Below are 16,680 nucleotides of genomic sequence, written 5' to 3' on the forward strand. Positions count from 1 at the left end.
TGCGTACTGAACCGTCAATATTTCGCATGTCTCTCGCAGGTCAATCATGGACGAACAACTGAAGCAGGCCGCACTCGCTTATCACCTGAACCCGAAACCCGGCAAGATTTCGGTCACCCCGACCAAGCCGCTGTCGAACCAGCTCGATCTGTCGCTCGCGTATTCGCCGGGCGTCGCTGCAGCGTGCGAAGCGATCCACGCCGATCCGCTCGACGCGCAGAAGTACACGTCGCGCGGCAACCTCGTCGGCGTCATCACGAACGGCACCGCCGTGCTCGGCCTCGGCAACATCGGCCCGCTCGCCGCGAAGCCGGTGATGGAAGGCAAGGGCTGCCTCTTCAAGAAATTCGCGGGCATCGACGTGTTCGACATCGAACTGTCGGAGTCCGACCCCGACAAGCTCGTCGAGGCGATCGCAATGCTCGAGCCGACGCTCGGCGGCATCAACCTCGAGGACATCAAGGCGCCGGAATGCTTCTACATCGAGCAGAAGCTGCGCGAGCGCATGAAGATCCCCGTCTTCCACGATGACCAGCACGGCACCGCGATCATCGCGTCGGCCGCGATCCTGAACGGCCTGAAGGTCGTCGGCAAGAAGCTGTCCGACGTGAAGCTCGTGTGCTCGGGCGCGGGCGCGGCCGCGATCGCGTGTCTGGACCTGCTGGTGAACCTCGGCCTCACGAAGTCGAACATCCTCGTCGCCGATTCGAAGGGCGTGATCTACGAAGGGCGCGGCAACCTCGATCCGTCGAAGCAGCGCTATGCGGCGACCACCGACGCACGCACGCTCGCCGACGCGATCGTCGGCGCGGACGTGTTCCTCGGCTGCTCGAGCGCGGGCGTGCTGAAGCAGGACATGGTCAAGACGATGGGCGACCGCCCGCTGATCCTGGCGCTCGCGAACCCGGAACCGGAAATCCGCCCGGAAGACGCGAAGGCCGTGCGCCCGGACGCGATCGTCGCGACCGGCCGTTCGGACTACCCGAACCAGGTCAACAACGTGCTGTGCTTCCCGTTCATCTTCCGCGGCGCGCTCGACGTCGGCGCGACGACGATCACGGAAGAAATGAAGCTCGCGTGCGTGCGCGCGATCGCCGAGCTGGCACAGGAAACCGACCAGAGCGAGGAAGTCGCGAAGGCGTATGAAGGCCACTCGCTCGAATTCGGTCCGGACTACCTGATCCCGAAGCCGTTCGACCCGCGCCTGATCATCAAGATCGCGCCGGCCGTCGCGCAAGCCGCGATGGACTCGGGCGTCGCCACTCGCCCGATCCAGGACATGGACGCGTACCGCGAGCAGCTCGGCGCGACCGTCTACCGCACCGGCATGGTGATGCGTCCGGTGTTCGCCACCGCGAAGCAGAAGCAGGCCCGCATCGTGTTCGCCGAGGGCGAAGACGAGCGCGTGCTGCGTGCCGCGCAGTTCGTGCTGCAGGAAAAGATCGCGAAGCCGATCCTCGTCGGCCGTCCGTCGGTCATCGACATGCGTCTCGCGAAGATCGGCTCGAAGCTGAAGGCCGGCACCGATTTCGAGATCGTCGATCCGGAAGACGATGCGCGCTACCACCGCTACTGGCAGGCGTATCAGGAGATCGGCGCGCGCGACGGCGTGACGCCGGAAGTCGCGAAGGCCGCGATGCGCAAGTTCAATACGCTGATCGGCGCGATGCTCGTGCACCTGGGCGACGCGGACGGGATGATCTGCGGGATGATCGACACGTTCCACAGCCACCTGAAGTTCATCGAGCAGGTGCTGGGCCGTGCGAAGGGCGCCGAGCACTTCGCGGCGATGAACCTGCTGATGCTGCCGGGCCGCAACCTGTTCGTGTGCGATACGTACGTGAACGAGCTGCCGAGCGCCGAACAGCTCGCCGACATGACGATCCAGGCCGCGGCCGAGATCGAGCGCTTCGGCATCGTGCCGAAGGCTGCGCTGCTGTCGAACTCGAACTTCGGCAGCGCGCCGTCGGCGTCGTCGCGCCGGATGGGCGAAGCCCGCAAGCTGATCGTCGAACGCGCACCGAACCTGGAAGTCGACGGCGAAATGCACGGCGACGCGGCGCTGTCGGAACTGATCCGCAAGCAGGCCTTCCCCGGCACGACGCTGTCGGGCGAAGCGAACCTGCTGATCATGCCGAACGTCGAAGCGGCGAACATCGCGTACAACCTGCTGAAGATGGTCGGCGGCGAAGGCGTGACGGTTGGCCCGTTCCTGCTCGGCGCGGCGAAGCCGGCCCACATCCTGACGCCGGCCGCGACCGTGCGCCGGATCATCAACATGACGGCCGTTGCCGCCGCGAACGTGAACACGAAGTAAGTCCACGCCCGCGTGTGCCGCGCTTCGCGCGCGGCGCAATGAAAAACGCCATGGAACCTGCGTTCCGTGGCGTTTTTTTTCGTGAAGCGACGTGAGCGGATAGCCGCTCGCCGGCGGGCATCCGGCCGCGAATGCCCGCCGCGTGCCGTTACGCGACCTGCTGCTGCGACTGGCCGCCGGCCGGCGAACGCCACTTCGCGAGCAGCGTGTCCCACTTCACCCGCACCGCGCGCAGGTTGTTCTCCTTCACGTGGCCATAGCCGCGAATGCCGTCCGGCAGCGCCGCGAGCTCGACGGCGAGCGGGCGGTTGGCCGCGTTCAGCTTGGCGAGCACCTCGCCGATCAGCGCTTCGTACTCGCCGATCAGCGCGCGCTCGGTGCGACGCTCGTCGGTACGGCCGAACGGGTCGAGCCCCGTGCCGCGCAGGAACTTCGCTTTCGCAAGCAGCCGGAATGCCGACATCATCCACGGGCCGTACGCCTTCTTCACGAGATGGCCGTGGGCGTCCGTCTTCGCGAACAGCGGCGGCGCGAGGTGGAATTTCAGCTTCCAGTCGCCTTCGAACTGCGCGGTCAGGCGCGCGAGGAATGCCGGATCGGACTGCAGCCGCGCGACCTCGTATTCGTCCTTGTACGCCATCAGCTTGAACAGGTTGCGCGCGACCGCTTCGGTCAGCTGCTCCTGCACCGTGTCGCCGTCCACCAGCGCACGCTCGGCCGCGCGCACCTTGTCGACGAACGCCGCATAGCGTGCTGCGTACGCGGCATTCTGGTACGCGGTGAGGAATTCCACGCGCTTCGCGATCAGGGCGTCGACCGCCTTCTTCGTGTGCAGCGAAATCACCGTGGCGCCTTGCACGGGGCGGGCATCGCCGGCCGCGGCCTGCTTCACGCTCGCCAGGTCGTGCGCGGCGCGGCGGCCCCAGTCGAAGGCCGCCCGGTTCTTCTCGACCGATACCGCATTCAGCTCGATCGCGCGCACGAGCGACGCGAGCGTGAGCGGCAGCCAGCCTTTCTGCCACGCGTAGCCGAGCACGAACGGGTTCGTGTAGATCGCGTCGCCGAGCAGCGCGACCGCGAAGCGGTTCGCGTCGATGAAATCGACGGCAACGCCCGCCGCCGCACGGATGTCGTTCTCGGCCGACAGGCCCGGGAACGCCCAGTTCGGGTTCTTGATGAACTCGGCGGTCGGCGTCTGCGCGCTGTTGACGACCACGCGCGTCGTGTCGTGGCGCATGCGCGACGTGCACTCGTCGCCGGCCGTGACGATCGCGTCGCAGCCGATCACGAGGTCGGCCTCGCCCATCGCGATCCGCGTCGCGTGGATGTCGGTCGGCGCGTGCGAGATCTGCACGTGGCTCATCACGGCGCCGCCCTTCTGCGCGAGGCCGGTGACGTCGAGCACGGTCACGCCCTTGTTTTCCAGGTGCGCGGCCATACCGAGCAGCGCGCCGATCGTGACGACGCCCGTGCCGCCGACGCCGGTGACGAGCACGCCGTATGCGCGGTCGATGTCCGGCAGCGTCGGTTCGGGGATCGGCGGCAGTGCGTTGCCGTCGACCGAGACGGCCTTCGGCTTCTTCAACTGGCCGCCCTCGACCGTGACGAAGCTCGGGCAGAAGCCCTTCACGCACGAGAAGTCCTTGTTGCAGCTCGACTGGTTGATCTGGCGCTTCGTGCCGAATTCGGTTTCCAGCGGCTCGACCGACAGGCAGTTCGACTGCACCGAGCAGTCGCCGCAGCCCTCGCACACCGCGTCGTTGATCACGACGCGCTTGGCCGGGTCCGGATACGTGCCGCGTTTGCGGCGGCGGCGTTTCTCGGTTGCGCAGGTCTGGTCGTAGATCAGGATCGTCGTGCCTTCGATCTCGCGCAGCTCGCGCTGCACGTCGTCGAGCTGGTCGCGGTGATGGATCGTCACGCCCGGCGCGAGCAACGCCTTCTGGCTGTCGTACTTCTCCGGCTCGTCGGTGACGATCACGATCTTCTTCGCGCCTTCGGACGCGAGCTGGTGCGTGATCTGCGGCACCGTCAGCACGCCGTCGACCGGCTGGCCGCCCGTCATCGCGACCGCGTCGTTGTAGAGGATCTTGTAGGTGATGTTCGCCTTCGACGAGATCGCCGCGCGCACGGCCAGCAGGCCCGAGTGGAAATAGGTGCCGTCGCCGAGGTTCGCGAACACGTGCTTCTCGTCCGTGAACGGTGCCTGGCCGATCCACGGCACGCCTTCGCCGCCCATCTGGCTGAAGGTGCTCGTGCTGCGGTCCATCCACACGGTCATGTAGTGGCAGCCGATGCCGGCGATCGCGCGCGAGCCTTCCGGCACGTTGGTCGACGTGTTGTGCGGGCAGCCCGAGCAGAACCACGGCTTGCGCTCGGTCTGCACGTGCGGCTTCGCGAGCGCCATTTCCTTCGCGTTGATCACGGCGAGGCGCGCGGCGATGCGCGCACGCACGTCGGACGGCAGCTCGAACTTCTCGAGGCGCGTCGCAATCGCCTTCGCGATGATCGCGGGCGACAGCTCGTAGTGCGCGGGCAGCAGCCAGTTGCCCATCGGCACCGACCATTCGCCGCCGGCGCCGTCCTTCTCGTCGAACTTGCCGAACACGCGCGGACGTTGCCCATCGGGCCAGTTGTACAGCTCTTCCTTGATCGCGTATTCGAGGATCTGGCGCTTTTCCTCGACGACGAGGATTTCGTCGAGCCCGCGCGCGAACGCCTGCGCGCCCTGCGCTTCGAGCGGCCACACGCAGCCGACCTTGTAGAGCCGGATGCCGATCCGCGCGCAGGTTTCGTCGTCGAGGCCGAGGTCGGTCAGCGCCTGGCGCACGTCGAGGTACGCCTTGCCGCCGGTCATGATCCCGAAGCGCGCGCTCGGCGAATCGATCTCGATGCGGTCGAGCTTGTTCGCGCGCACGTAGGCGAGCGCCGCATACCACTTGTAGTCGAGCAGCCGTGCTTCCTGCACGAGCGGCGGATCGGGCCAGCGGATGTTCAGCCCGCCTTCCGGCAGGATGAAGTCGGTCGGCAGCACGATCTCGGTGCGATGCGGGTCGATGTCGACCGATGCCGACGATTCGACCACGTCCGTCACGCACTTGAGCGCGACCCACAGGCCCGAGTAGCGGCTCATCGCCCAGCCGTGCAAGCCGAAATCGAGATATTCCTGCACGTTGGACGGGAACAGCACCGGCAGCCCGCAGGCCTTGAAGATGTGTTCGGACTGGTGCGCGAGCGTCGACGATTTCGCCGCGTGGTCGTCGCCGGCGAGCACCAGCACGCCGCCGTGCTGCGACGAGCCGGCCGAGTTCGCGTGCTTGAATACGTCGCCCGTGCGGTCGACGCCCGGGCCCTTGCCGTACCACATGCCGAACACGCCGTCGTGCTTCGCGCCGGGGTACAGGTTCACTTGCTGCGAGCCCCACACGGCGGTGGCGGCGAGATCTTCGTTGAGGCCGGGCTGGAAGACGATCTGGTGGGCGGCCAGGTGCTGCTTGGCTTTCCAGAGCGACAGATCGAGGCCGCCGAGCGGCGAACCACGATAGCCGGAGATGAAGCCGGCGGTATTGAGACCGGCGGCGCGATCGCGTTCCTGCTGCAGCATCGGCAGGCGCACGAGGGCCTGGATGCCGCTCATGTACGCGCGACCGCGCTCCAGTGTGTATTTGTCGTCAAGCGTGACGGACTTCAGCGCGGCTTCTAGCGACGCGCGTTGGTCTGCGTCTAGCGGGGCATTCATTAACTGTCTCCTCCACCCAGTTTGGGATCACCAAAACTCGACTGCTTCGGGCGTCTTGTGGACGCGTCGGCAGTGGCCGGCATATTGGCCGGTTTTAAGCGATGGTAGCACTGGGGCAAACCCGCCGCCCATCGGTTGGAATGCCGGGGGATTGCGGCGCTGCGTCAAAAAAACAGGGCGGAACCATGCGTTACATCATGTAAAAGCATGTAAAGCCGGGTTCATCTGCGGGCAAATGCCGTTAATCTTGTCGGCCTGCCGGAGGTGCCCGGCCGCGTTGGCTGGTTTCGACGCAATCGGGGAGGCGCCGGCAGTTTTACAGGAGGTGCAATGAACACACGTCATATCCAGAGTTTCCTGATCGTGTCCGCCGCGTTTTTCTCGATGACCGGCCCGGTGCACGCGCGAGGCGCGAGCGCACTGGCGGCAGCCGGCGCGCAGATGCAGCAGATCGTGCCGGCCCAGGACGCCGTCGCGCAGCCGTCGGCCGAGCGCGCCGTCGAGTCGAAGGCGAACGCGCGTTGATCCGCTCGCGCGGCCTGCGGGCCGCGCCGGAATGCAAAAAGGGCGGGAATCCTCGGATTCCCGCCCTTTTTCTTTGCGCCGCCGGATCGTGCGGGCCGCCGGGTTGCCCCGGGCAGCCGCCCGCCGGATGTGTCAGGCCTTGTCCTGTACGACGCCGCGGCGGATCTGGTCGAGTTCGATCGATTCGAACAGCGCCTTGAAGTTGCCTTCGCCGAAGCCCTGGTTGCCCTTGCGCTGGATGATCTCGAAGAAGATCGGCCCGATCTGGTTTTCGGTGAAGATCTGCAGCAGCAGGTCGTCGCGTGCGCCGTCGATCAGGATCTTGCGCTTCTTCAGTTCGTCCAGCGATTCGCCGTGGTTCGGCACGCGGCGGTCGACCAGTTCGTAATACGTGTCGATCGTGTCGAGCAGCTTCACTTCCTTGCTGCGCAGGCCATCGACCGCCTGGTAGATGTCGGTGGCGCCGAGCGCGATGTGCTGGATGCCTTCGCCGTGATACGCGTCGAGGTATTCCTGGATCTGGCCGGCCGTATCCGAGCCTTCCTCGTTGATCGGGATGCGGATCTTGCCGCACGGCGACGTCATCGCCTTCGACTTCACGCCCGTCACCTTGCCTTCGATGTCGAAGTAGCGCACTTCGCGGAAGTTGAACAGGCGCTCGTAGAACTCGGCCCATTCCTGCATGCGGCCGCGATGCACGTTGTGCGTCAGGTGGTCGATGTAGGTGAGGCCGTGGCCGACCGGATTCGGGTTCGCGCCGGCGATCGGCTCGAAGTCGACGTCATAGATGCTGATGTCGCCGATGGCGCCCGGTTGCGCGCCGTTCTTGCCGCGCCAGCGGTCGACGAAATAGATCAGCGAATCGCCGATGCCCTTGATCGCCGGGATGTTCAGCTCCATCGGGCCGGTCTTGTTGTCGAAGCCCCATGCGCCGAGCTCCAGCGCGTGCTGGTACGCCTTCGCGGCATCCTGCACGCGGAACGCGATCGCGCAGATCGACGGGCCATGCAGGCGCGCGAAGCGTTGCGCGAACGAATCGGGTTCGGCGTTGATGATGAAGTTGATGTCGCCCTGGCGGTACACCGTCACGTCCTTGTGGCGGTGGCGCGCGATCGCGGTGAAACCCATCCGTTCGAACAGTTGTCCGAGCGCTTTCGGGTCCGGTGCCGTGTATTCGATGAATTCGAAGCCGTCGGTGCCGACGGGGTTGTCCCAGTTCGGGATCTGCATGGCGTGTCTCCTGTGGGGGCGATCGGCCGGGGCGACGTGCGCAGGCCCGGCCTGGTTCGATGTCGAACGTGGCACACGCGGTGGCGTGCGCGACGCATCGGTACGTGCGACAAAGTGTAGCGGGCAGTCGCGAGCGTAAACTTGCGAACTTAATTATCGGAACCTACGATGGCGCAATTTCCAGTCTCAAATCATTCATTGGAGGGCAGAAGATGGCGCAAGCCGAATTGGATGCCATCGACCGGCGGATTCTCGCGATTCTTCAGGAGAACGGGCGCCTGTCGAACCAGGAGATCGCCGAGCGCGTGAACCTGTCGCCGAGCCCGTGCCTGCGGCGGATCCGGCGGCTCGAGGAGATCGGCGTGATCACCGGTTATGTCGCGCTGCTGGATCCGCAGAAGCTCGGGCTCGACCTGCTCGCGTACGTGAGCGTGCGGCTCGAGAAGCGCGGCGGCCTGGCCCCGGTGCGGGCCGACGAAACGTCGGCGCGGGCAGGCGCGACCCATGCGGAGCTGTTTCGTGCGGCCGTGCAGGCCTGGCCGGAAGTGGTCGCGTGCCACGCGATGACGGGGGACATGGATTATCTGCTGCGCGTGCAGGTCGAGGACATGGCGCATTTCTCCCGCTTCGTGCAGGAGCATCTGCTGCATCACCCGTCGGTGATCGACGTGAAGACGAGCTTTTCGCTCGAATGCTTCAAGGAGACGACGGCGTTGCCGATTCGTTCGGTGCGCTAGTGCGCGGCGGGGAAGGGAGGGGGGCCGGGCGCGCGGCAGGCGCGGCCCGGCTAGCCGACATTACGCCGTCAGCGCGGCGGGCATCAGCGATTCGATGAACTTCGTGGTGCGGCGCGCCTGGCGCTTCATCGCATAGTCGAACACCGCGGCCTGTTCCTGCAGCATCTCGGCGATGATCGTCGAGTGGTCGGCCGGCGGCAGCGACAGGTACGCATCGGCTTCGCCGTACGCGTACTCGATCCGCATCCCGGATTTCTTCGCGATATGCATCATCGTCGCGTTACGCGACAGGCAGTGCATGTACAGCATCGTCACGTGCGTGTTGCGGCTGCGGATCGCCGCGCGCTCGAACAGCTTCGAGCCGACGCCGCGGCCGCGTGCGCTTTCGAGCACCGACACGCCGAATTCGGCCGTGCGCTTGTCGCCCTCGGCCGGCAGGTAGGCCAGGTGGCCGACGCCGATCAGTTCGAGGTCGTGGTCGAACACGCCGAACACGGTGTCGCGGCCGAAGTCGATCGTGCGGACATAATTCTCGATCACGTGGTCGGGCACCATCTGGCCGAAGCGCAGCAGGCGGTCCTCTTCGTCGAGCGAGAGAAAGTGGGTGAGCATCTGCTCACGGTCTTTGGAAGCCAGTTCCCTGACGAGAACCGGCGCACTGCCGACCGTGCCGACAACTTCGGCAGGGCCGTTGAATTGCGTGTTCATCGTGGGTTCCTCAGTGTGGGTGCACAAGCGGGTTGTGCAATGCAACAGCATTTTACCCGAGCGAGGTTGGGGAAAACCCGTATTTGACGTTATTTGTGCCGAGGGGAAATTCTAAAACCGCTTAGTTCATTCTGTAAGTTATTGATTTTAAGCGAATTTAAAATTCATCATATGAAATGCGCGGCGGGCAGCCGCAGTGTACCCGTCGCGCAACGCATGCTGCTGCGCGTCAATCAGGCGGCCGTCGACAGCCCGCGTTCGATCAGGTCGATCACCTGCTCGGCGAAGTCGCGGTAGCCGAGGCGGCCGCCCGGCTTCAGCCATGTGAACGTCCAGTTGATCATCCCGAACACCATCATCGTCACGGACGTCTGGTTTTCCTTCGAGATGCGGTCCGGGTACGCGCGTGCGAGCTGTCGCGTGAACGCCGCGACGATGTCGCGCTGGCGGTCGAGCACGATTTCGCGCTGCGCGTCCTCGAGATACTTCACGTCGTTGAGCAGCGCGACGTGCCGGCTGTGCGACGTCTCGTACTCGGCGAGGAACGCACGCACGAGCTCGGCGAACGCGTCGCGCTCGCTGAGCCCGCGTCGCTGGCTCGCCCCTTCGACCTCGGCGATGATCAACATCAGCCGTTTCGTGTAGCGGTCGAGCAGGTCGAACAGGATCGCTTCCTTGCTCTCGTAATAGTGATAGAGGCGCGCCTTCGACGTGCCGCTCGCGGTTGCGAGATCGGACATCGACGTGCTCGGGTAGCTCGTCTGCGCGAATTTCTCGGCGGCCAGGTCGAGGATCTGCTCGCGCTGGGATTCGTGGTCGGGCGCTCGGGTACGGGCCATGGTCGAATGGGGAAGATTAGCGGTGCGCGGTGGCCGTGCGGGCCGCGCGCACCTGCGTGGAAGAGAGGGCGTCGGGCGCGTCGTCCTGCAGCTCGAGCCGGCCGGCTGCCGCGAGTTCGCGGCAGCGCCACCAGGCGATCGAGTCGCTGACGAACAGCCCGCCGCGGTCGGCGTCGGCCATGATGCTGCCGACGAGGCGCGCCGCAGGCCGCCAGTCGGCTTCCGCGCGCGCGACGATCAGCGCGTCGAGGTCCTCATAGTAGCCGCTCTTGATGGTGTTGCTGACCCAGTAGCGCAGCTCGGCGTTCAGGTGCTTCGCCTCCTGCCATTCGAGTGCGAGGCGGCCGATGCGCAGCACCGAGATCGGCGCGGCCACCGGGCGCTTGCGCGCCAGCTCGGCCGGCGAGAACATGCCGGTCGCGCACGCCTGGTCGGTGCGCGACAGCGCCGCGCGCTGGGCCGAGTCGAGATCGGCGGCCGACAGCCGCACTTCGTTCAGGCGTTGCGGGACGTTGCGCAGGTGATAGGCGACGCGGCGCAGCAGCAGCTTGTCGCCGACGCTCGGCGCATGCCACACCACCACCTGGCCGGTATCCGTCGCGAGCTGGTCGAGGCGCGCGAACTCGCCTTCGATCTCCGCGTTCCAGTCGGGAATCTGGTCGCCGAGCACGCGCTGCCAGAAGGCGGCGCGCGTGTCGGGCGTCTCGTCGGCGCCCTTGAGCGGCCCGACGCCGAGATCGTCGAGCAATCCGACGACGCGCTCGTCGCGTCCGGCTTGCGCGAGTGCCTCGCGCAGCGACGCGGCGGCGGTGCCGCCCTGAATCACATGAATGGTACTCATCGGCCTGTCGTCAACAAAAGAAAACCGCCGGCCGGGCGGACGTTGCGATGTCCAGCCGGCCGGCGGCCCCTAGTGTAAGCGAGATGTGTGACGGCGAGAAACCGCCCGGCGCCGCGACGCGACGTCGCTCAACGCTCGTCGTAGCTCACGACGACCTTGTCGCTGATCGGGTGGCACTGGCACGTGAGCACGAAGCCGTCCTTCACTTCATGTTCTTCGAGCGTGTAGTTCTTCTCCATCCGCACTTCGCCCTCGAGCACCTTCGCGCGGCACGTGCAGCACACGCCGCCCTTGCACGCGTACGGCAGCGCGAGGCCCGCGCGCAGGCCGATATCGAGCAGGCTCACGCCTTCGTACGGCAGGCGCAGCTTGCGCTTCTTGCCGTCGAGCACGATTTCCAGATCGGCGGCCGGGGTCTGGTCGGTGATTTCGACGACCGGCGCACCGGCTTGCGGCAGCGGCGTGCCGAAGCGCTCGACGTGCACCTTCGCCTGAGGCACGCCGGCCGCCTTCAGCGCGGCCTCGGCCGCATCCATCATCGGCGCGGGGCCGCAGATGAACGCCTCGTCGATCGCGTCGGCCGGCATCAGCGTATCGAGGAATTCCGCGCATTTCGCCTGGTCGAGCACGCCGTTGAACAGCGCGACGTCCTGCTGGTCGTCCGACAGCACGTGATAGAGGACGAAGCGGTTCATGTAGCGGTTCTTCAGGTCCTCGAGCTCCTCCGCGAACATGATCGCGTCGACGCTGCGGTTGCCGTAGATCAGCGTGAACGTGCTGCGCGGCTCGAGTTCGAGCGTCGTCTTCACGATCGCGAGCACCGGCGTGATGCCGGAGCCGCCGGAAAACGCGACGTACTGCTTGCCGTGATCGGCGTTCAGGTGCGTGAAGAAACGGCCGTCCGGCGTCATCACGTCGATCGTATGACCCGGCTTGAGCGAGTCGAACGCGAAGTTCGAGAAGCGGCCGCCGCGCACCCGCTTGATGCCGATGCGCAGTTCGCCGTCACGGTCGTAGTCCGTCGTGCCGACGCAGATCGAATACGAGCGGCGCGTTTCCTCGCCGTCGATGTGGGTCTTCAGCGTGACGAACTGGCCCTGCGTGAAGCGGTACGCGTCGCGCAGTTCGGGCGGCACGTCGAAGGAGACGGAGACGGCGTCGGCGGTCTCGGGCCGCACGTCGCGGATACGCAGCGGATGAAATTGCGGGGTCGCCATATCGATTAATAAGGTTTGAAGTAGTCGAAGGGTTCGCGGCAGTCGACGCAGCGATACAGCGCCTTGCAGGCCGTGGACGCGAATTGCGCGAGACGCTCGGTACGGGCGGAGCCGCAGCGCGGGCACGCGGGTGCCGCGACCGGTCGCGGCACGAAGCGCACGACGTTTTCCCGCGACGCGGCGGTGCCGCACTGGCCGACCGGCGGCGCGATGCCGTACGCGCGCAGCTTGTCGCGCGCTTCCTGCGTGATCCAGTCGGTCGTCCACGCGGGCGCGAGCACGGTCTCGATCCGGTGCGCCGGAAGGTCCGCGGCCTGCAGCGCGGCGGCGATGTCCTCCGCGATCTGCGACATGGCCGGGCAGCCCGAGTAGGTCGGCGTGATCACGACCTCGAGCTGGCCGTCGTCCGCGAGGCGGACGTCGCGCAGGATGCCGAGCTCGCGGATCGACACGACCGGGATCTCGGGGTCGGGCACGGCTTCGAGCACGTCCCATGCACGGGCGAGCAGCGGGTCGGCGTGGCGCGCGATGGGCACGGCGTTGGCGGGGGCGGTCTGGACGGACATCGTCGGGCTCCGTTGGGCGTGGGGGCGGCCGGTTACCAGCTCGCGCCGGGATGCTGGCGTGCGAGGCTCTGCATTTCGGCGAGCAGGTAGCCCATGTGCTCCGAGTGCTCGCCCTGCTTGCCGGTCGTCACATGCTGCACGGGTGCCGGCAGCGTGAGCGTCGCTTCCGCGAGCGCATCATCCACGTCCGCGCGCCACGCTGCTTCGAGCGTGGCCGGCGCGGGGGCGATGCCCTCGGCGGCGACCGCGTCGTCGATTGCATCGGCAGCGAAGAATTCGCGCGTGTACGGCGTCAGGTAGTCGAGCGCGTTCTGCGCGCGGCGGTGCGATTCGTCGGTGCCGTCACCGAGGCGAACCAGCCACTCGCGTGCGTGCTGCACGTGATAGCGGGTTTCCTTCACCGATTTCGCGGCGATCGCGGCGAGCTGCGTGTCGGTCGACGTTTCGAGTGCGGTCCAAACGTGCAGCATCAGCGTCGAGTACAGGAAGTTGCGCACGATCGTGACCGCATAGTCGTTGTCGGCGTGCGCGGTGCCCGCGATCGGGCCGTAGTGCGGCAGCTCGGCGAGCGTGAAGTTTGCGAACTCGCGCTCGGTGCGGAAGTACGCGTAGTCGTCCTCGGTCTTCGTCGCGCCGGTCAGCTGGCGCTCGAGTTCGGCCGCGTGCGTGTACAGCATGCGCGCCTGGCCGATGAGGTCGAGGCTCATGTTGGTGAGCGCGATGTCTTCCTCGAGGATCGGGCCGTGGCCGCACCATTCGGCGTTGCGCTGACCGAGGATCAGCGTGTTGTCCGCGAGGCGCAGCACGTAGGAGAGGTGTTCGGGCGTGATCGTCATGGCGCGGGCGTTACATGTGGTTGACTTCGTCGGGCAGCGTGTAGAACGTCGGGTGGCGGTAGATCTTGTCGCCCGCCGGTTCGAACAGCTCCGCCTTCTCGTTCGGATCGGACGCGGTAATGGCCGACGACGACACCACCCAGATGCTCACGCCTTCCTGGCGGCGCGTGTAGACGTCGCGCGCCATGCGCAGCGCCATCGACGCGTCGGCGGCGTGCAGGCTGCCGCAATGCTTGTGATCGAGCCCCTGCTTGCTGCGCACGAACACTTCCCAGATCGGCCATTCCTTGTTCATCACTTTCTCCTCAATCCTCAATCCTGAATTCGATGGTGTGCCGCCGCTCAGGCGGCGTGCTGTTCGGCGCGCGCGCGGCGCTTGGCTTCGTGGGCGAGTGCGGCTTCGCGCACCCATGCGCCGTCCTCGTGCGCTTTCACGCGGGTCGCGAGGCGTTCCTTGTTGCACGGGCCGTCGCCGTTGACCACGCGCCAGAATTCGTCCCAGTCGATCGTGCCGTAGTCGTGATGGCCGCGCGCCTCGTTCCACTTCAGGTCGGGGTCGGGCAGCGTCACGCCGAGCACCTTCGCCTGGTCGACCGTCGCGTCGACGAACTTCTGCCGCAGATCGTCGTTCGAGATCCGCTTGATGCCCCATTTCGCGGACTGGTTGCTGTGAACCGAATCGGCGTCGCTCGGGCCGAACATCATCAGCACCGGCCACCACCAGCGGTTCACGGCCTGCTGGACCATCGCGCGTTGCGCGTCGGTGCCCTTCATCATCGACAGCAGCGCGTCGAAGCCCTGGCGCTGGTGGAACGATTCTTCCTTGCACACGCGGATCATCGCGCGCGCGTACGGGCCATACGTGCAGCGGCACAGCGGGATCTGGTTCATGATCGCGGCGCCGTCGACGAGCCAGCCGATCACGCCGACGTCGGCCCAGGTGGGTGTCGGGTAGTTGAAGATGCTCGAGTATTTCGCCTTGCCGGCGAGCAGTGCGTCGATCAGCGAATCGCGCGACACGCCGAGCGTTTCGGCCGCGCTATAGAGATAGAGGCCGTGGCCGGCTTCGTCCTGGACCTTCGCGAGCAGGATCGCCTTGCGCTTCAGGCTCGGCGCGCGCGAGATCCAGTTGCCTTCGGGCAGCATGCCCACGACTTCCGAGTGCGCGTGCTGCGAGATCTGGCGAACCAGCGTCTTGCGATAGGCATCGGGCATCCAGTCCTGCGGTTCGATCTTGCCGTCGGCGGCCATGACCGCATCGAACCGCGCCTGCTCGGGCGACTCGGCTGCGGCATCGAGCGGCGCGACGTTGCCGGGGATGTCGAGGGATTGCGTGTACATGGCGAGGCTCTCGTCCGGGTGAATGTGTGCGAAGTATAAACCAACCGACCGGTCGGTTAATAAATTTCTTGCGGATTTGCGGCGAGACTCGGGTAAACGAGCGACGTCGGGGCGCGATCGGACGGCGTGACGGCGATCCGGCGCGTGGGGTTCGCGTCTTCTGCGGCACAATGCCCGCTTTCCGACGAGGATTTTGCCGATGTCATTTCGAAGCAGTATCGCCGCGGCCGTGCTGGGTGCCGCCGTCTTTGTCTCGCCGCTCGTGGCATCGGCCTCGGCCGCGCCGGCTGGATGGGTGGCGGCGTGGGCGACCGCGCTGCAGCCGATCCCCGACCTTGCCGCACCGCCGCCGCTCTATCGCGCACCCGACGTGTCCGGACGGGCCGTGCGCCAGATCGTCTATCCGACGGTGTCGGGGCGTGCCGCGCGGATCCGCGTCAGCAATGCCTACGGACATGCGCCGCTGGTCGTCGAAGCGGCGAGCCTCGCGCGCGCCGGCGAAGGGGCGGCGCTTGCTGGTGCGGCGGCGCCGGTCCGGTTCGGCGGCAAGGCGTCGGTGACGCTTGCGCCGGGCCAGGAACTCGAAAGCGATCCGGTGGCGATCGATGTGGCGGCCGGGCGGCCGTATGCGATCAGCCTCCAGATGGGGGCGAACCAGCGGATGACGGTCTGGCACCGCGTGTCGAACCAGTTCAATCACGTGTCTGCACCGGGTGACCATGTGAGTGATCCGGGCGCCGCCGCGTTCCGCACCCGTTTTACCCAATACGCATGGGTGAGCGAGCTCGCGGTCGAGGCCGGTTCAGCGCGCGCGAGCGTAGCGGCGATCGGCGATTCGATCACCGACGGACTGCGCTCGAGCGTGAACCGGAATCGCCGCTGGCCGGACGCGCTGGCGCGTCGGCTGACCGCTTCCGGCGCGGAGTCGATCGGCGTCACGAATCTTGGTATCAGCGGAAACCGGCTGCTCAGCGATTCGGCGTGTTACGGCACGTCGCTGGCGTCGCGGTTCGAGCGTGATGCACTGTCGCGCGCGGGGGTGAAGGCGGCGATCGTGCTGATCGGGATCAACGACATCAACTTCGCCGCGATGCCGCCGCGTGCGGGGCTCGATTGTGACCACCCGCATACGCAGGTCACGGCCGTATCTTTGATCGACGGCTACCGTCGGCTGATTGAAGCGGCGCACCGCCAGGGCGTGAAGGTCTTCGGCGCGACGCTGACGCCGGCCGGGCTGCCGGCGGGGCGCGAGACGATCCGCCTTGAGGTGAACCGGTGGATCCGGAGCGGTGGCGGGTTCGACGGTGTGGTCGACTTTGATGCTGTGCTGCGCGATCCGGCACACCCGAGCGTGCTGCAGCGTCGATACGATAGCGGGGACGGCATTCATCCGAGCGATGCCGGTTACGCCGCGATGGCCGACGCGGTGCCGGTCGAGCAACTGCAGGCTGCGGTGGTCGGCAAGTGACGCGCTCCTATATATAGAGCGAAGGGTTGCCGGCGACGCGTAGGTCAGCGACACCACTTGGCCCGTCGAGCCCGAAGCCCCCGTGCGCGTCAGCGCACGGGGGCCTTTTCAAAATATTTTCACAAAGGGGCTTGCGTAGACGGGGGCGGGTGCTTAGAATCACGCCTCTTTCGCGCTAACGGAAACGCAGCGCGGGAGAAGGGAAGCAAGGCGGGTGGTGTGCTGGAGTCTGAAGCGCGCAGCTGGCCTGGAAGTTGAGCCCCGCAGTCGCAACGATGCAGTAAAAAAGTTGTTGACGAACTGCGAAACACGGTTC

Annotated in this window: 14 protein-coding genes; 4 read left to right on the forward strand and 10 right to left on the reverse strand. The window is 66.4% G+C overall.

What is annotated here, in order from left to right:
- Positions 1 to 46: 46 nt before the first annotated feature.
- Positions 47 to 2,317: an NADP-dependent malic enzyme gene (locus tag CFB45_RS01395; RefSeq protein ID WP_089424277.1), complete on the forward strand. Its 2,271-nt coding sequence runs from the start codon at positions 47 to 49 to the stop codon at positions 2,315 to 2,317.
- 148 nt (positions 2,318 to 2,465) lie between these two features.
- Here the strand turns inward: CFB45_RS01395 and CFB45_RS01400 are convergent, their stop codons facing one another.
- Positions 2,466 to 6,056, reverse strand: a complete 3,591-nt coding sequence (locus CFB45_RS01400) for an indolepyruvate ferredoxin oxidoreductase family protein (protein WP_089424278.1) — start codon at positions 6,054 to 6,056, stop codon at positions 2,466 to 2,468.
- Positions 6,057 to 6,386: 330 nt separating this feature from the next.
- Here CFB45_RS01400 and CFB45_RS01405 point away from each other — a divergent pair, with 330 nt between their 5' ends.
- Positions 6,387 to 6,581, forward strand: coding sequence for a hypothetical protein (locus CFB45_RS01405; RefSeq protein ID WP_046547411.1), 195 nt, complete (start codon positions 6,387 to 6,389; stop codon positions 6,579 to 6,581).
- A 132-nt stretch (positions 6,582 to 6,713) separates the two neighbouring features.
- Here CFB45_RS01405 and hppD read toward each other — a convergent pair whose 3' ends face one another.
- Positions 6,714 to 7,811, reverse strand: coding sequence for a 4-hydroxyphenylpyruvate dioxygenase (gene hppD, locus CFB45_RS01410; protein WP_089424279.1), 1,098 nt, complete (start codon positions 7,809 to 7,811; stop codon positions 6,714 to 6,716).
- Between the two features lie 212 nt (positions 7,812 to 8,023).
- Here hppD and CFB45_RS01415 point away from each other — a divergent pair, with 212 nt between their 5' ends.
- On the forward strand, positions 8,024 to 8,548 hold the full coding sequence (locus CFB45_RS01415) for an Lrp/AsnC family transcriptional regulator (RefSeq protein WP_089424280.1): 525 nt from the start codon (positions 8,024 to 8,026) through the stop codon (positions 8,546 to 8,548).
- A gap of 60 nt (positions 8,549 to 8,608) precedes the next feature.
- On the opposite strand, the gene CFB45_RS01420 is transcribed toward CFB45_RS01415, so the two are convergent.
- From CFB45_RS01420 to paaA, 8 genes are all read right to left on the reverse strand, one after another.
- The gene (locus CFB45_RS01420) at positions 8,609 to 9,256 is read right to left on the reverse strand and encodes a GNAT family N-acetyltransferase (RefSeq protein WP_039366876.1); all 648 of its coding nucleotides are present in this window, start codon (positions 9,254 to 9,256) and stop codon (positions 8,609 to 8,611) included.
- 233 nt (positions 9,257 to 9,489) lie between these two features.
- On the reverse strand, positions 9,490 to 10,095 hold the full coding sequence (locus CFB45_RS01425) for a TetR/AcrR family transcriptional regulator (RefSeq protein ID WP_006482923.1): 606 nt from the start codon (positions 10,093 to 10,095) through the stop codon (positions 9,490 to 9,492).
- A 16-nt stretch (positions 10,096 to 10,111) separates the two neighbouring features.
- Positions 10,112 to 10,936 carry a DUF1835 domain-containing protein gene (locus CFB45_RS01430; protein WP_089424281.1) on the reverse strand — a complete coding sequence of 275 codons (825 nt, stop codon included), beginning with the start codon at positions 10,934 to 10,936 and terminating at the stop codon, positions 10,112 to 10,114.
- Between the two features lie 128 nt (positions 10,937 to 11,064).
- Positions 11,065 to 12,153: a 1,2-phenylacetyl-CoA epoxidase subunit PaaE gene (gene paaE / locus CFB45_RS01435; protein ID WP_089424282.1), complete on the reverse strand. Its 1,089-nt coding sequence runs from the start codon at positions 12,151 to 12,153 to the stop codon at positions 11,065 to 11,067.
- A 5-nt stretch (positions 12,154 to 12,158) separates the two neighbouring features.
- Positions 12,159 to 12,719, reverse strand: coding sequence for a 1,2-phenylacetyl-CoA epoxidase subunit PaaD (gene paaD / locus CFB45_RS01440; protein ID WP_089424283.1), 561 nt, complete (start codon positions 12,717 to 12,719; stop codon positions 12,159 to 12,161).
- A 32-nt stretch (positions 12,720 to 12,751) separates the two neighbouring features.
- Positions 12,752 to 13,555, reverse strand: coding sequence for a 1,2-phenylacetyl-CoA epoxidase subunit PaaC (gene paaC / locus CFB45_RS01445; RefSeq protein WP_089424284.1), 804 nt, complete (start codon positions 13,553 to 13,555; stop codon positions 12,752 to 12,754).
- Positions 13,556 to 13,565: 10 nt separating this feature from the next.
- A complete protein-coding gene (gene paaB / locus CFB45_RS01450; protein ID WP_089424285.1) occupies positions 13,566 to 13,850 on the reverse strand; it encodes a 1,2-phenylacetyl-CoA epoxidase subunit PaaB in 285 nt (94 codons plus the stop codon).
- Positions 13,851 to 13,897: 47 nt separating this feature from the next.
- Positions 13,898 to 14,896, reverse strand: a complete 999-nt coding sequence (gene paaA / locus CFB45_RS01455; protein ID WP_069246920.1) for a 1,2-phenylacetyl-CoA epoxidase subunit PaaA — start codon at positions 14,894 to 14,896, stop codon at positions 13,898 to 13,900.
- A gap of 199 nt (positions 14,897 to 15,095) precedes the next feature.
- On the opposite strand from paaA, the gene CFB45_RS01460 reads away from it, so the two are divergent.
- On the forward strand, positions 15,096 to 16,364 hold the full coding sequence (locus CFB45_RS01460) for an SGNH/GDSL hydrolase family protein (protein WP_089424286.1): 1,269 nt from the start codon (positions 15,096 to 15,098) through the stop codon (positions 16,362 to 16,364).
- The last annotated feature ends 316 nt before the right edge of the window (positions 16,365 to 16,680 follow it).

Source organism: Burkholderia sp. HI2500, assembly GCF_002223055.1.
In the GTDB taxonomy this organism is placed as follows: Bacteria; Pseudomonadota; Gammaproteobacteria; order Burkholderiales; family Burkholderiaceae; genus Burkholderia.

Coding starts and splice junctions, on each gene's coding strand:
- CFB45_RS01395 (WP_089424277.1), top strand. CDS start 47: ATGGACGAACAACTGAAGCAGGCCGCACTCGCTTATCACCTGAACCCG.
- CFB45_RS01400 (WP_089424278.1), bottom strand. CDS start 6,056: ATGAATGCCCCGCTAGACGCAGACCAACGCGCGTCGCTAGAAGCCGCG.
- CFB45_RS01405 (WP_046547411.1), top strand. CDS start 6,387: ATGAACACACGTCATATCCAGAGTTTCCTGATCGTGTCCGCCGCGTTT.
- hppD (WP_089424279.1), bottom strand. CDS start 7,811: ATGCAGATCCCGAACTGGGACAACCCCGTCGGCACCGACGGCTTCGAA.
- CFB45_RS01415 (WP_089424280.1), top strand. CDS start 8,024: ATGGCGCAAGCCGAATTGGATGCCATCGACCGGCGGATTCTCGCGATT.
- CFB45_RS01420 (WP_039366876.1), bottom strand. CDS start 9,256: ATGAACACGCAATTCAACGGCCCTGCCGAAGTTGTCGGCACGGTCGGC.
- CFB45_RS01425 (WP_006482923.1), bottom strand. CDS start 10,095: ATGGCCCGTACCCGAGCGCCCGACCACGAATCCCAGCGCGAGCAGATC.
- CFB45_RS01430 (WP_089424281.1), bottom strand. CDS start 10,936: ATGAGTACCATTCATGTGATTCAGGGCGGCACCGCCGCCGCGTCGCTG.
- paaE (WP_089424282.1), bottom strand. CDS start 12,153: ATGGCGACCCCGCAATTTCATCCGCTGCGTATCCGCGACGTGCGGCCC.
- paaD (WP_089424283.1), bottom strand. CDS start 12,719: ATGTCCGTCCAGACCGCCCCCGCCAACGCCGTGCCCATCGCGCGCCAC.
- paaC (WP_089424284.1), bottom strand. CDS start 13,555: ATGACGATCACGCCCGAACACCTCTCCTACGTGCTGCGCCTCGCGGAC.
- paaB (WP_089424285.1), bottom strand. CDS start 13,850: ATGAACAAGGAATGGCCGATCTGGGAAGTGTTCGTGCGCAGCAAGCAG.
- paaA (WP_069246920.1), bottom strand. CDS start 14,896: ATGTACACGCAATCCCTCGACATCCCCGGCAACGTCGCGCCGCTCGAT.
- CFB45_RS01460 (WP_089424286.1), top strand. CDS start 15,096: ATGTCATTTCGAAGCAGTATCGCCGCGGCCGTGCTGGGTGCCGCCGTC.